We start from the raw sequence: 14,022 nt of genomic DNA on the forward strand, positions 1-14,022 counted from the left end.
AGGTGATCGCCGCCGCCGAGCGCCGCCCTTTTGGCGGCTCGGCGGCCCGGCGCGACGGCCCGGCGCGAGGGGCTCACGACAGCGCGGCTCACCGTCGCCGGCCGGCGGCGCGCGCCCGCGCGCGAGGCCCGGGCGTCACTGGGCGCACCCCTCGAGCTCGGCCATCATGCGCCAGAAGGCCATCGCCTTGATCTCGCAGCTGTCCTGCGTCGTGTGGGTGTGCTCGTACTCCGCGTTGCCGGACGCCTCCACGTCGAAACGCGGGTGCTGCATCGGGATCTCGACGCCGTCCACCACCGCGGTGTGCCGCTCGCCGCCGAAGTGGACGTCGAGGTCCTCGAAGTCATAAAGGATCTTCCCGCGCTCCCGGCAGAAGTCGCGGATCTGCTGGTTGCGCTTCGCGCGGTTCACGCCGTTGTACTCCGCGTCGGCGGGCCCGGTCATGTAGATGAAGGTCACCTTCGGGAACTCCTGCCCGAGCGCGTCGAGCACGTCGAGGTAGCGCTGCACGTCCTGCTCGGTCTGCTCGGCGATCTCCGAGGACCACGCCCACATCGAATACCGGATCTCCGGGTGCTCGCCGAGGATGGCGCGCACCTCGCCGACGCCCGCCTCGCTCGCCCAGTACTGCTCGCCCACGACGAGGTTGTTGTCGATCATCCCGTCCCACATCCGGAAGACGCCGGTCTCCGCCGGGACGCCGCAATACTCCGTCTCGAAGCCGTAGACGGGAGAGTTCGCCTCGATGCTCTCGGCGCCCACGATGATCTGCGAGCCGTGCGAGCGATGGGCGTAATGGAAGACGAAGTCGCCGGACTTGAGCGCGTCGATACAGCTCGCCGGGATGCCGTCCAGCGCCGCGTGCCGGTGGTCGAACGTCCGCGCGTCCGCCGGGTCGGGATCGGGATCGCCGCCCGACGCCGTGCTCGCCCCGCCGCCGCCCGCACCGCTGTCGCCCGCGGCGCGATCGCCCGCACCGTCGCCGCCCCCGCAAGCCGCTATGCCGAGCGCGAGGGTGAGCCCAACGACGATCAGATTTAAATGATGAAAGAATTTTATCATGGCATTGTGGATTCTAGACGTCGTCCAGGGGAGCGCAACAGCCATCGAAGGCGTTCTCGTGCTGTCGCGCCGGGCTCGGACGCCGCGATCTCCACGGCGGCGACGGCGCACCGGCGAGCGCGCCCGCCGTGCTGCGCTGCGCCAGGGCGGCCCTCCGCGCGACAGCCGCCTGGGCCTGCGCGGCCGCCTCGGGGCGGCGGGCCCGCTCAAGGAACCGCGACGAGGCGCGCACGTCCGCAAAGGAAGCGGGCGGCGCCCGGTCGAGGTGCGGCCTCCGCCAGGTGACGAGATCGTCGCAACGACCCGCCGCGTAGACGCCGCCCGCCCTGTTGGGGGCGAGGCCGTACATCGTGCCGCTCGGCTCCGGCGTGATCACCCACGCGGCGGTCCCGCTCTCGGTGGGCTTCACGACGAACCGCGGCCCCTCGATGTCCGCGTCCACCGTCGTCCCGAGCACATCGCTCTCGCCGCTCAAGGAGACCCAGAGTGAGCCAGACGATGATCCTCATCCACACAGCGTAGGCGACCGACCCCCGCGCTCGCGGGACAATCGCGCTCCGGCGCTCGACAGAGCACGTTTGCTGCGCCAGATATTGCTGAATTTCAACAGCAAGGATGGACCGTTAGGGACTGACGCGCGCCAGATCTCGATCCAGGCCTGTTGCGGGGGTGCGTGCCGACGAGACAGCCGCCTCGGGCGGCCCGGGCGGGAGCTCCGGCGATCGCCGGCCACCCACGGCGATGGGAAGCGCGGTGTCGCCCGGAACGTGGCGCGCGCAAGCACGATCGTTCCACCATCTCCCGGCCCATCGTGGCCGGTACCTTTCCTATCCTGTAGGCTCATCTCACCTCCCTCGGCAGCCAGGAGGACGCCATCGCATGCATTACGCCCCAGATTCCGTCGTAGGTGGGAAGTACCGTCTTGAGCGACCGCTCTCGGCCGGCGGGATGGGCTCGGTGTGGGCGGCGCGTCACATCAACTTGGGATCTCCCGTCGCGGTCAAGTTCATGGCACCGACGTTTGCGACGTCGTCCACGTTCCTGGCCCGCTTCGAGCGCGAGGCCAGGATCGCCGCGAGCCTGAAGAGCCCGCACGTGGTCTATGTCCAGGACTACGGCGTCGACGACGACACTCCATACCTCGTGATGGAGCTGCTCCAGGGCGAGGACCTCGGCACGCGGCTCGAGCGCGTCGGCCGGCTCTCCCTCGCGGACGCCACGCTCATCCTGATGCAGGCCGGCAAGGCGATCCGCCGCGCGCACGAGGCCGGCCTCGTTCACCGCGATCTCAAGCCGGCCAACCTGTTCCTCGCGCGCGCGGAGGAGGAGCAGGAAGAGATCGTGAAGGTCCTCGACTTCGGCATCGTCAAGGAGACCGGCGTTCACCTCACGGAGGAGGTGACGCGCACCGGCGAGCTGCTCGGCTCCCCTCACTACATGAGCCCGGAGCAAGTCCGGGGCGAAAAGGACGTGGACCAGCGCAGCGATCTCTGGTCGCTCGGGGTCATCCTCTTCTGCGCCGTCACGGGCGAGCTGCCGTTCCAGGGGGATCAGCTCGGCGCCGTGATCGCCAACATCCTTGTCGCGCCCGTGCCGAGCGCCTCGACGCTCGCGCCCGACCTGCCGCCGGCGATGGACGCCTTCTTCGCGCGGGCGCTGGCCCGCGAGCGGGCGCAGCGCTTCCAGTCGATCGGAGAGATGATCGGCGAGCTCCGCCGGCTCGCGGGCATGGCGTCGCCGTCGATCCCGGATCTGCAGCCGCCATGCTCCGGCATGCCGACCTCGTCTCAGCCGAGGAGGAGCGGGACGATACCGCTGCGGCCGGCGGAGCTCCGCGTCCCGCCGTCGGCGCCCCGGGCGGCGACGCCCGGGACCCTGACCGGCGCGGGTGCGACGGCGCAAGAGGCGAGGCCGCAGAAGCCCACGCGCGCGATGCTGGCGCTCAGCGTCGCGACGACGCTCCTCGGCGTCGGCATCACGGTCGCCCTGAGAGACGGCAGCTCCCACGGCAGGGGCGAGGCGGGCGCGGAGGTCTCCTCGGCGGCCGCGCCGGCGCCGGAGCGGAGCGCCGCCTGGACGCCGGCGAAACCGCCGACGTCGCCCGAGCCGCCGCCGAGCGTGTTCCCCGGAGCGCCGCCGTCGCCCGACACGCTGAAGACCCCTGACGAGGCCCCCTCCGCCCCGGCGACGGGCGTTCCCGGAGGCACGACGGCGCGGCCTGCGACGCCGCCGTCGACCGCGGGTGCACGCCGGCCGTCATCGACGGCCAGGCCCAAAGCACCGCCCACGGCTGCGCCCAATCCCGCCCAGAAGCCTCCCGCGCCACAGCCGACAGCGCCGGAGCCGGCTCACGCCCCGCCAGCGCCGGAGCCGGATCGCGCTCCGATGCCGATACCGCCCTTTTGACGGGGTGCTCTCCCGCGCACCGCTCCAGCCTACGAGCCGGTGGACTGATACCGCCGCTCGCCGAAGCGCCAGATGCGCAGCGACACGAGCAGGAACACCACGCCGACGAGCGGCGACGCCCAGCGCGCGGCCTCGGGCAGCGCCGGCACCGTGGGGCGCTCGAGCAGCGCGCCCGCGGGGATGTAGCTGACGAAGGCCAGCGGCACGACGAACGTGAAGAAGCGCCGGAACCAGTCGCGGTACAGGGTCAATGGGTACTGCGCCGCCTCCGTGCCGCCGTAGGTCAACGTGTTCATGATCTCGAGCGACTCGACCGTCCAGAAGCACAGCGTCGCCTGGAGCACGAGGAGCCCGTAAAACACGCAGGCGCCGCCGGCGATCGCGCCGGCGAGCAGCCCGACCTTGGCCGCCGTCCACCCGACGTCGAGCGCGGCGCCGGCCCACAGGAGCATCACGAGGCCGACGGCGAGCCGCCCGGCGCGCAGGAACTGAAAATCGCTCGTCGCCACCTGGAACGCGGTGGAGCGCGGGCGCAGGAGCATCCGGTCGAAATCGCCGGACCGCACCACCGTCGAGAAGGTGTCGAACCCTCGGCCGAAGGACTCGGCGAGCGCGAAGGAGACGTTGACCAGCCCGAACAGGAGCGCCACGTCCGCGAAGCGCCAGCCCCGGACCGCGCCGAACCGGTCGAACAGCGCCCACACGCCGAGCAATTCGATGCCCACCACGATGAACTGGCCCACCGACCACATCGCGAACGAGGCGCGATACTGCATCTGCGCCCGCAGCGACGCGGCGGCGAGCCGGAGGTAAAGCGTCGTCGCGTCCCGCCACATCTCGCCCGCTCCTCGCCCCCTCAGCCGCCCTGCACCACGAGCCGCCGCAGGCCGCGCGCCACCATCGCGCGGCCGAGCGCCACGAACGCCGCGGTCCACAGCGCCTGGTGCAGCAAGACGCCCGGGAGCGCCCCGGCCGGCAGGTGGCCGAGGTAGAGCCGGAACGGGGCGTCGACCATGCCGCGGAACGGCAGCGCGTCGAGCCAGGGCTGCATCCACGCCGGGAACAGCGGCAGCGGCACGACCATGCCCGAGGCGATGAGGACGAGCGAGGGCACGATCCGCGCGATGCCGTCGCCGGACGTGGTCCACAGCATCGTCGACGTCACCGCCGTCGCGAACGCCGCGACGAGCGCCGCCGCGAAGACCATGGCCGCCGCCCACGCGCCCGCGGCCGCGAGCGACGGCGGCAGCGACATGCCGAGCAGCGGCACCGCGACCGCGAACATCGGGACCGCGCGCAAGACCGTCGGCGCGACGCGCGCGGCGAGCGCGCGGGCGAGCCAGAGGGTGTGGAGGTCGAGCGGGCGCGAGAGCTCGTAGCCGACCGCGCCGGTGCGGATCAGCTCGCGCACCTCGGGGTCGGGGTTCGTCGAGAACGGCATCAGCTGGAAGAACGCCTGCCCGAGCCAGGTGTACGTGATGGCCTGCCCGAGGGCCATCGGCGGGCGCGCGCCCGGCGCGTTCGCGTAGAACGCCTCGAGCACCATCACCTTGATGAGCCCCCAGAACAGCTGCGTGCCGAACCCGGCCGCGGCCGCGGCGCGGTACTGCAAGAGCGCGCGGAAGCGCGCGCGAAACACGGCCCCGTAGGCGAGGAGCGCGCTCACGGCCGGCCGCCGGCCTCGCCGTAGAGCCGCGCCACGATCTCGTCGATGGGCGGGTTCTGCACCAGGAGATCGCGCACGGGGTAGCGGGCCGTCACGCGCCCGACGAGCTCCGCGGTCGAGATCGCCGCGGGATCGAAGCGCAGCGTCACGCGGTCGCCCTCGCGGCGGATCACCTCGGCGTGCGGCTCGGCGATCTCGGCGGCGGGGTCGGTCAGGTCGACGATGAGCCAGCGCTCGGCGGTGACCTTCGCGCGGAGCGCCTCGAGCGAGCCGTCCGAGAGCACCCGGCCGCCGGCGATGAGCACGACGCGCGAGCACAGGGCCTCGATGTCGTCCATGTCGTGCGTCGTCAGGATCACGGTGACGCCGCGCTCGCGGTTCAGCCGCTGGACGAAGCGCCGCACCGCGAGCTTCGAGACGGCGTCGAGGCCGATCGTGGGCTCGTCAAGGAAGAGCAGCTCGGGCGCGTGGAGCAGGGCGGCCGCGAGATCGCAGCGCATGCGCTGGCCGAGGCTGAGCTGCCGCACCGGCGTGTCGAGCAGCGGCGCGAGATCGAGCATCGCGACGAGCTCGTCGCGCGCGCGGGCATGATCGGCCGCGCCGACGCGGTAGATGTCCCGGAGGAGCTCGAACGAGTCGATCACCGGCAGGTCCCAGAGGAGCTGGGTGCGCTGGCCGAACACGACGCCGAGCCGCCGCACGTGCGCGACGCGCTCGCGCCACGGGACGCGGCCGTCCACCTCGCATCGCCCCGCGTCCGGCACGAGGATGCCGGCGAGGATCTTCACCGTGGTGGACTTGCCGGCGCCGTTCGGCCCGATGTACCCGACGAGCTCGCCCCGCTCGATCGCGAACGAGACGCCCGCGAGCGCGTCGACGGCGCGGTAGCGCGGGCGCACGAGCCCGGCGAGCGCGCCCCACGCGCCCGCGCGGCGCTCGGCCACCCGGTACGCCTTGCGCAGGTCCTCGACGACGATCAGCGGCATGGCGGCGGCGAGGCTCCCACGGGCGGCGCGGGAGCATACAGGACGTCGCTCGGATGGCCAGCGCCGCGGCGAGGCGCGCGGCCGCCGTCACCGCGCTCCGCCTCGGCGGCTGCGGCGCGCGGAGAGCGCGGCGAGGAGCGCGAGCAGCGCGCCCGCGAGCGCGGCGGCGCGCGACCCGCGCTGCGGGCCCGACAGCGAGCACCCGCCGGCGTCGCGCGGCGGGGGTGCGGGCGTCTCGGGCTCGCCGGGCTCGCCCTCGGCCGGGGCGCACTCGCTCCGGAGGCAGTCGGGATCGGGCGCCCCGCACGCGCAGTCGCACCGATCCCCCTCTCCGTACCACGCCGGCGGGCACGTCCAGTGGCCGGGCGCCGTGGGCGGGCAATCCATGCTGCACGCGCGCCACTCCCCCCCTTCGCAGCGCCCGTCGCCGCACGCGGCCGCGCGGCAATCGTCAGGACAGCTGGCCTCGTCCTCGCCGAGCGCGCAGATCCCGTCCCCGCACCGGCCGGAAGCGCCGCACAGCCGCTCGCTCGGCCACCCTCCCTCGCAGAGCGCCTGGACGACCGGCTGCGCGAGGAGGATCCCCTCCCCCGCTACGCCCGACGCCGGCTCCCGCCGGACCGTGAGACACCCCTGCTCGCTCAGCTCGTGATCTTGCCGCCCCGACACCACGATGCCGGCGAGCTCGAGCCGCGCGTCGAAGACCCCGCCGCCCGACGAGCCCGCGAACGTGTCGATCTGGGCCTCGGCGCAAGCGCCGCCGGCGGCGCAGGGGCCGAGCCACCGCCCCTCGGCGTCGATCTTCCCCGGCAGCCCCTCGCCGTAGCCGATGGCCGTCACCGGCTCGCCCGGGAGCGGCGCGCGCGCCGCGAGCACCGCCGGGGCGAGCTCCGGGCCCACGGGGCGATCCAGCTGGACGAAGGCGACGTCGAGCGCCTCGGCGCCGCCCTCGCTGCCCGGCGGGAGGGCGGCGATGCGGCGGCACGCGAAGACGTCCTCCGGGCGGAGGGGGTGCAGCGCGCCGGGCGCGTCGTGGTAGTACCCGGCGACGAACAGGAGGTCCTCGCACGAGCGCTCGTCCTCGACGCAGTGCCCGGCGAGGAGGACGAGATCGTCGTCGACGAGCACGCTCGAGCACACCGCCGCGGCGGGCTGCTCGACGAAGCGCTCGCCCTCGCAGAGGCCGCGCGCCTCGCCGAGGCTCGGCGCGACGACGCGCACGCCGTCCGGACCGGCGCCGTCGAGGGACGAGCGCCGGAGCACGGCCAGGCTGGACGCGCTGGCGAGGCGGCGCAGCGCCTCCGACGGCGCCTCGAAGAACTCGAGCCGCGTGTCCGCGCCGTACACCACCGGCGCCTGCGAGGCGTCGAGCGCCGGCGCGTCGCCCTCGTCGCCGCGCGCGCAGCCCGCGACGAACAGCGCGACCAGCGCGGGCCCTGCGATGAGCTCAGGTCTCCTCATGGATCATCCCTTCGTCGACGAAGGCCCAGGTGTGCGCGGGATTCATGGCGGGACGATCCTCTCACGAGTGGGGTGGAGTCGAACAACGATGTTTCCGGCCAAGGATGCTCCGGCGCTCCCGGCCCCGCCACGCGATCTCCTTGCTTCCCGGGAGCCGCGAGGCCGAATCGCCGCCGCCCGGGAGGCGAGCGGCTCGCCGCCCCGCGCCGGAAACCTGCGGCGCCGGCCCTGATCGCCGGAGGCCGCAGGGGTCGAATCCGCGATGGCGGCCCCGGCGCGCACGGGTTACGGTGCCCGCCGCGCCGATGCCACCCGACCCCGTTGCGCCCCCGGGCGATCGCGCCCTGTTTCCACCGTTCGACGACGCTGCCGGCTTCGACCGGATCCGCGCCGATCTCGACGCCTTCCTCCCGGCGATCCGCGCGGTGTGCGAGCGCCACGGCCTCGCGGCGAGCGGCCTCGCGGCGTTCGAGCGCGGGACCAACGTCGTTGTTTCCAACGACGCTGGCCAGATCATCAAGCTGTTCCCGCCGTTCCTGAGGCACCAGTTCGAGGCCGAGCGCCTCGCGCTCGGGCGGCTCCACGGGAACGTCCCCGTGGCCACGCCGGAGATCCTGCGAGAAGGGGAGCTCGACGGGTGGCCGTATCTCGTGATGTCGCGCCTCCCGGGGCGCACCCTGGAAGAGGTCTGGCCCGCGCTCGGCGGGGCGGAGCGCGCCGAGGCGCTCGCCCGCATCGGCGAGATCATGACGGCCGCCCACGCGCTGCCCACCGGCGGGCTGGAGTGCCTCGATCTCGGCTGGGAAACCTTCGTGGAGCGCCAGATCGCCGGATGCGAGGGCCGCCACCGGCGAATGCGATTGCCCGAGCGCCTGGTCGCTCAGATCCCGGCGTACCTGGCCTCGGCCCGCCCTCTCCTGCCGACGTCCGTGGTCCCGGTCCTCCTGACAGGAGAATACACGCCCGAGAATCTCCTCGTGACCCGGACGGGCGGGGCGTGGCGCGTCACCGGCATGATCGACTTCGCGGACGCGTGCCTCGGGCCGCCCGAATACGACCTCCTGGGCCCGTGCCTCTTCCTCGCCGCCGGCAGCGCGGAGCTCCAGCGCGCCTTTCTTGTCGCCTGCGGAACCCGGATCGCCGACGCCGACCTGACCCCGGCGCTGAGCCGCAAGCTCATGGCGCTCGCGCTCCTGCACCGGTACAGCAACCTCGGCTACCAGCTCAGGATCGAAGGCTGGGAGTCCCAGGCCTCCTCGCTCTCCGCGCTGGAACAGCTGATCTGGCCGTTTCCGGTCCGCTGATCTCGGGGCGAGCCGTCGCGACGATCGGTCGCGAGCCGAATCACGCAAGGAGCACGCGTGCCGGCGAAGCGTCGGAAAGGTGCCATTTGCGTGTCCGTCGGAGGGCGCGCAGCGCGATGGCAATCCTTGCCATGCCTGGGTCTTTCATGGACGGCAATCTTTGCCATGACGGCAAGGCTTGCCACGCGCGAGCTGGACCTGCGGGCGAGCTCGATGAAGCGGCGGCCGCTCCTGCGCCGGTGCTCGGCGCGTCGCGCCGCCCGATCTCGTCGGAGGGGCCGTCGCGCCGCGGGGCGGCATACCGGTTGCGATAGCGCGCTCCCAGCCGGGCCGTCGCGGCCGGGGCATTCCCCGACGAGGCACGCCGAGCAGGTACAGCGCGAGGCGGAGCAGGCGCAGGAGCGCGAGCCGCTTCGGAGCGACCCGGGTCCGCCTTACTCCACAGGAGCGATCATGCATCTTCGTTATGTCTCCAAGTTCCCCTTCATCGCAGCGGTCATGGGCGCCGCGGCGTCGGTCTCCCTGGGCGCCTGCGGCGGCGCCGGTCCGGTGGACGACGTCGCCGCCGGCGAGGCCCAGGAGCTCACGACGGAGGGCGCAGAGGCGCTGACGTGCCCCGCGTCCGTGCCGGTCATCGACATGCGGAAGTCCCTCATCGTCACGAAGGAGACCGACCCGAACATCCTTGCCGAGTTCCCGCTCGGCTTCGTCCTCCAGCGGCTCCTCACCAGCGTCGGCTCCAGCCAGGATCCCGAGGTGTTCTACAAGCGCTGGTGGGACACGCAGAACGCTTCCTCCAATGCCGCCTTCACGGACGCCGACGCCATCCACTGCGACGACGAGACCGACAGCAACGGCAATCCAACGCTCAACGGCTATCCGTACACGTGCCCCAGGAACGAGGGCGCGCTCGCCCGGACCGACCCGCTGAATCCCACCCTGAACAGCCCGTTCAATCCCGAGGGGCCGAATTTCATGGAGCCGGTCGCGCTCGTGAACCGGTTCGACCTCGCGCCGAAGGAGGGCGGCTCGCATTGCGGCGAGTACCGGATCATCTACGCCAAGAAGTCGTCCAGCGTCGTCGACCGCAACTTCATCATCTTCGAGGCCCAGCTCCCGAACCCGCACCCCGAGTGCGGCGTCGCCGCCTGCCTCCCGGTCGCCGAGTTCTGGGCGAACCTCTCGGACCCGAACATGACCGCGACCCAGCGCCAGAACGCGCTCGAGGGGTTCTATTTCTACGGCCGGCCCGAGCTGCCCGGCTTCGAGCCGGTCATCAAGGCGGCCCATTTCATGGCCGGCACCGGCCAGATCCGCACGAACCAGTTCATGGCGTCGAGCGGAGGATTCCAGCCCTGGGTGCTCCGCGAGTTCAAGCTCGAGCTGGACAACGACAGCTCGCCCAGGCTCTTCGTCAAGCCGGTCACGGTGAAGGAGAACCCGTTCCCCGGCCTGTTCAACGCCAGCTTCGCGAGCGACCCCCGCGGGGCCGCGTTCCAGAGCAGCTTCCTCGACGCCCTCGACGGGCTCGTGCCGTCCGGCAGCGACGAGAACGACATCTCGCTCCGCACGCTGCCCAACCAGGGGCTCTTCAACTCGGGCGAGAGCATCATGGACCCCGGGAATCCGCCCCACCCCAACAACAACAACTATCGGGCGCGCATGCAGGGGAACACCGCGTTTGCCGCCAACATCGACGCGGCGCTCGGGCCGATCCTCGCGAGCCGCAGCCTCCCGCCTGGCATGGTCACGGCGGACAACGCCGCCGATCGCGCCACCACCCAGTCGTGCGCCGGGTGCCACGAGCTGAGCAGCCGCGACGACGAGAACGTCGGCGGCGTGCACGTGTGGCCGGCGCATGCCCCGACCACCGCGCCGGGCACGTTCGTCCACGTCAACGAGGACGGCGAGATCTCGGACCCTCTCCGGTGGACGTTCCTCCCCCACCGCGCGCAGGTCCTCACGTCCTTCATCGAGGCCAAAGCGTGCGCGGCAGCCTGCTCCTCGGAGGCGGCCAGCGCCGCTTCGTTCGCGGCCAGCGCCGATGAGGTTCTCCTGGACGGCGCGGAGCAGGTCCCCACGCTCGGCGGCTCGACGACGCACTGAGGGCGCGCCGGGGAGCTTGATTCCCCCAGCCAGACGTCTGGGCGCGCACCGCCAGACGTCTGGCTGTGGCCGCTCTCACCCGGCCCCCACCCCGCTCCCCTCGCCTCCCCGCCCCTCCCGCCCGCCCAGGCACACGCGCGCGTAGTCGGCGACCATCCGCTCCAGCGAGAACCGCTCCCGCGCGCGCTCCCACCCCGCCGCCCCCATGCGCGCCCGCCGCGCCGGATCCTCGGCCAGCTCCACCAGCGCCCCCGCGAGCGCCTCGGCGTCGCCCGGCGGCACCAGCCGGCCCGTCACGCCGTCGACGACCTGCTCGGCCATGCCGCCGACCGCCGTGGCCACCACCGGCAGCCCCTCGGCCATCGCCTCCAGCGACGCGTTCGGGCACCCCGCGGGCTCGGCGATCAGCGCGAACATGTCGAGATCGCTCAGGAAAGCGCGCGTGTCGGCGAGCTCGCCGACCCACTCGACCGAGAGCCCCGCCGCCATCCGCCGCAGCGCCTCGGCGTGCGCCTCGGCGCCGCGCTCGACGCCGCCCGCGATGCGCAGCACGTGCGGCGGCAGCCGCGGCGCCGCGAGGCGCAGCGCGGCGAGGAGCTCGTCGAGCTTCTTGTGCGGGTGCACGCGCGCCGCCGTCCCGATCGCGAGCCGCGCGCGCCCGTCGCGCGCCGCGCGCTCGCCGCCGCCCGGCGCGCGCTGCGGCGACGCCGGCGGGCGCGGGCCGAGCGCGACGCCGTTCGGCACCACGTGCGCCGGCGCCCCGAGCACCTCGGCGGCGAGCGCCGCCTCGGCCCCGTACTTGACGATCACCCCGGCGAGGCGGGCGCCGTAGGCGCGCGGCGCGCGGTACGGCAACCCGCGGCGCGGCGACGCGAAATAACGGCGCAGCGAGGCGAAGTACATCTCGCCCGGGCTCACGTCGAAGAGCGGCACGTCGAGCAGCCCGTCGGCGAGCAGCACCTTGTGCTCCGCGATCACGTTCCACATCAGCACGGCCTCGGGCGGGTCCTCCTCGATCGCGCGGAGCAGGCGCTCCACCGCCTCGGCCGGCTCGATGTCGGCCGGCGGCGGCACCGCCAGCACCGGGATGCCCGCGGCGACGAGCGCCCGCCGGCCCGGCGTCGGGTACTCCGGCTGCTCCTCGATCACGGCCGCCCGGCCGCGCACGCCGGCCGCGGCGAGGCCGAGCAAGAGCCGCCGCGCGCTCGACTGGGCGCCGCCGGTCGAGAAGTTGTTCGTCACGAGCAGCAGCCCGTCCCCCCGGCGCAGGCCGCGGTTCCGGGCGATCGCCCGCGGGTAGAGCCGCGCGTACCCCTCGGCCATGCGCGCGACGCCGAAGTGCCGCGCCACGACCTCCCGACCGCCCGGCGGCGCGCCGCGCGCCGCCGCCGCGATCGCCTCGGCGAAGCGCTCCGGCGCGGCGTCGAGCGGCAGGTGGACGAGCGCCGGGGTCTCGGCCGCGATCTCCGCCGTGCCGCCGGCGCCGGTCGCGACGACCGGGAGGCCCGCGGCGAGCGCCTCGAGGTGCGCGAGGCTCAGCCCCTCGTGGGCGCTCGGCGACACGAGCACGTCCGCCGCCGCGAGCAGGCCGGCCACGTCGGCGACCGCGCCGGCGAAGCGCACGTCGGCGCGCAGGCCGAGCCGATCGACCTCGCGCCGGATCTCCGCCTCCGCGGCGAGCGCCGGCTCGCTGCCCGGCGAGGCGCTCCCGGCGATCACGAGCCGCGCCGGCCGCGGATCGCCGGCCGCGGCGAGCGCGGACCGCGTGGCCGCGAGGATCGCGGGCAGGAGGTGCAGCCGCTTCTGCGGCCGCGGGTTCGCCACGGCGAGCAGGACGACATCGCCCGGCGCGATCTCGAGGCGCCGCCGCCACGCGTCGGCCGCCGCCAACCGCGCGCCGCCGGGCTCCGCCGGCCCCACGTCGATCCCGTTCCACACCGTGCGCCGCGGGACCGGCAGCCCGCGCGCGGCGAGCTCCGCCTCGACCGCGCGCGCGCACGCCACGAGCAGCGCCGCGCCGTCCGGACCGAGGCGATCGAGCCCCGCCGGCCAGCCCGCGGCCACGTTGTGCACCGTCACGAGCGGCCGGTACCCGCGCGCGGAGAGCCGGCCGAGGTCCTCGGCGTCGAGCAGGTGCGCGTGCGCGAGATCCGCGCCCCACGCGGCGAGCCCGCGGGCGAGCGCGTCGAAGCGCGCCTCGCGATCGCCGCGCGCCTCGGACAGGTCGAGCGTCCCCGGCGGCGCGCCGAACGTGGGGCGGGTCGGCCGGTACACCGCGCAGACGCGCGAGCGCACGCCGCGGCGCGGCAGCTCGGTCGCGAGGTCGATCGCGATCCGCTCGGCGCCGCCCCGCTGCAGGCTGGTCACGACCTGCGCGACCCGCAGCGCCGCGTCGTCGCACACGTCGAGCGGCGCGTGCCGCACCACGCGCGCCCGCCGCGCCCCGAGCTCGCCCTGGAGCGCGGCGTCGAGCGGCTCGCCCGCGCGGAGGCGCGCCGCGACGCCCCCGGCGAGCGGCGCGTCGAGGTACACGCTCGCCGCGCGGGGCAACCCCGGCGCGCGGCGCCCCGGCGCGCGGCGCGCGGCCCGGCTCAGCTCGCCGCCCGTCGCCCGCAGCAGCTCGGCCCACGCCGCGGCGTCGGACGCCGGCGACGCGGCCGCGGAGGGCGCCGCGCGGGAGGGCGCCGAGCGCGCGGGCGGCGCCCAGGCCGCGGACGGCGCCGGCGCCGCGGCGAGGTCGAGCGGCGCGAGCACGGCGCCGAGCGCGCAGACCGGCAGCCCGGTGTCGCTCGGCGGCGGGAACGGGTCCGGATCGAGCGCCGCGGACGGCGCGGGCCAGGCGCCCCCGCGCACGAGCCACACCGGCCCCGCGGCGATCGCGTCCGCCGCGGCCGCGAGCGGCGCGGGCGTGAGGTCGAGCGGCGCGAGCCCGGCGAGCCGGAGCGCGCGCAGCGTGCGGCCGGCGCGGGCGCGGTGCTCGGGCGCTTCGGCGAAGACGGCGCAGATCGGCGGGCGCATGCGGGCGCGAGCG

10 protein-coding genes are annotated in these 14,022 nt (G+C 74.4%); 3 read left to right on the forward strand and 7 right to left on the reverse strand.

The window, feature by feature from the left end; genetic code table 11:
* Nucleotides 1-135 precede the first annotated feature (135 nt).
* Both WME83_RS39685 and WME83_RS39690 read right to left on the reverse strand, forming a co-directional pair.
* A complete protein-coding gene (locus WME83_RS39685; RefSeq protein WP_437314905.1) occupies nucleotides 136-1,062 on the reverse strand; it encodes a hypothetical protein in 927 nt (308 codons plus the stop codon).
* A 13-nt stretch (nucleotides 1,063-1,075) separates the two neighbouring features.
* Nucleotides 1,076-1,537: a hypothetical protein gene (locus WME83_RS39690; protein ID WP_437314906.1), complete on the reverse strand. Its 462-nt coding sequence runs from the start codon at nucleotides 1,535-1,537 to the stop codon at nucleotides 1,076-1,078.
* A gap of 404 nt (nucleotides 1,538-1,941) precedes the next feature.
* Between WME83_RS39690 and WME83_RS39695 the strand changes: the two genes are divergently transcribed.
* Nucleotides 1,942-3,468, forward strand: coding sequence for a protein kinase domain-containing protein (locus WME83_RS39695; RefSeq protein WP_437314907.1), 1,527 nt, complete (start codon nucleotides 1,942-1,944; stop codon nucleotides 3,466-3,468).
* Nucleotides 3,469-3,497: 29 nt separating this feature from the next.
* Here WME83_RS39695 and WME83_RS39700 read toward each other — a convergent pair whose 3' ends face one another.
* The 4 genes from WME83_RS39700 to WME83_RS39715 form a co-directional block, all read right to left on the reverse strand.
* On the reverse strand, nucleotides 3,498-4,304 hold the full coding sequence (locus WME83_RS39700) for an ABC transporter permease (protein ID WP_437314908.1): 807 nt from the start codon (nucleotides 4,302-4,304) through the stop codon (nucleotides 3,498-3,500).
* Nucleotides 4,305-4,324: 20 nt separating this feature from the next.
* The gene (locus WME83_RS39705; RefSeq protein WP_437314909.1) at nucleotides 4,325-5,134 is read right to left on the reverse strand and encodes an ABC transporter permease; all 810 of its coding nucleotides are present in this window, start codon (nucleotides 5,132-5,134) and stop codon (nucleotides 4,325-4,327) included.
* Nucleotides 5,131-6,120 (reverse strand): ABC transporter ATP-binding protein, encoded by a 990-nt coding sequence (locus tag WME83_RS39710; RefSeq protein ID WP_437314910.1) that lies wholly within the window; start codon nucleotides 6,118-6,120, stop codon nucleotides 5,131-5,133. The genes WME83_RS39705 and WME83_RS39710 overlap by 4 nt, the downstream gene beginning before the upstream one ends.
* A gap of 87 nt (nucleotides 6,121-6,207) precedes the next feature.
* Nucleotides 6,208-7,581, reverse strand: a complete 1,374-nt coding sequence (locus WME83_RS39715) for a trypsin-like serine peptidase (RefSeq protein WP_437314911.1) — start codon at nucleotides 7,579-7,581, stop codon at nucleotides 6,208-6,210.
* A gap of 305 nt (nucleotides 7,582-7,886) precedes the next feature.
* Between WME83_RS39715 and WME83_RS39720 the strand changes: the two genes are divergently transcribed.
* Nucleotides 7,887-8,885, forward strand: coding sequence for a phosphotransferase family protein (locus WME83_RS39720; RefSeq protein WP_437314912.1), 999 nt, complete (start codon nucleotides 7,887-7,889; stop codon nucleotides 8,883-8,885).
* Nucleotides 8,886-9,338: 453 nt separating this feature from the next.
* The gene (locus WME83_RS39725; protein WP_437314913.1) at nucleotides 9,339-10,991 is read left to right on the forward strand and encodes a hypothetical protein; all 1,653 of its coding nucleotides are present in this window, start codon (nucleotides 9,339-9,341) and stop codon (nucleotides 10,989-10,991) included.
* A gap of 75 nt (nucleotides 10,992-11,066) precedes the next feature.
* On the opposite strand, the gene WME83_RS39730 is transcribed toward WME83_RS39725, so the two are convergent.
* Nucleotides 11,067-14,009, reverse strand: a complete 2,943-nt coding sequence (locus tag WME83_RS39730) for a glycosyltransferase (protein ID WP_437314914.1) — start codon at nucleotides 14,007-14,009, stop codon at nucleotides 11,067-11,069.
* Between the last annotated feature and the right edge of the window lie 13 nt (nucleotides 14,010-14,022).

The organism is Sorangium sp. So ce385, assembly GCF_051474135.1.
Taxonomy (GTDB): Bacteria; Myxococcota_A; Polyangia; order Polyangiales; family Polyangiaceae; genus Sorangium; species Sorangium cellulosum_D.

Excerpts from the sequence above, each read along its gene's own strand:
- WME83_RS39685 (WP_437314905.1), bottom strand. The coding sequence starts at position 1,062 with ATGATAAAATTCTTTCATCATTTAAATCTGATCGTCGTTGGGCTCACC.
- WME83_RS39695 (WP_437314907.1), top strand. The coding sequence starts at position 1,942 with ATGCATTACGCCCCAGATTCCGTCGTAGGTGGGAAGTACCGTCTTGAG.
- WME83_RS39700 (WP_437314908.1), bottom strand. The coding sequence starts at position 4,304 with ATGTGGCGGGACGCGACGACGCTTTACCTCCGGCTCGCCGCCGCGTCG.
- WME83_RS39710 (WP_437314910.1), bottom strand. The coding sequence starts at position 6,120 with ATGCCGCTGATCGTCGTCGAGGACCTGCGCAAGGCGTACCGGGTGGCC.
- WME83_RS39715 (WP_437314911.1), bottom strand. The coding sequence starts at position 7,581 with ATGAGGAGACCTGAGCTCATCGCAGGGCCCGCGCTGGTCGCGCTGTTC.
- WME83_RS39720 (WP_437314912.1), top strand. The coding sequence starts at position 7,887 with ATGCCACCCGACCCCGTTGCGCCCCCGGGCGATCGCGCCCTGTTTCCA.
- WME83_RS39725 (WP_437314913.1), top strand. The coding sequence starts at position 9,339 with ATGCATCTTCGTTATGTCTCCAAGTTCCCCTTCATCGCAGCGGTCATG.
- WME83_RS39730 (WP_437314914.1), bottom strand. The coding sequence starts at position 14,009 with ATGCGCCCGCCGATCTGCGCCGTCTTCGCCGAAGCGCCCGAGCACCGC.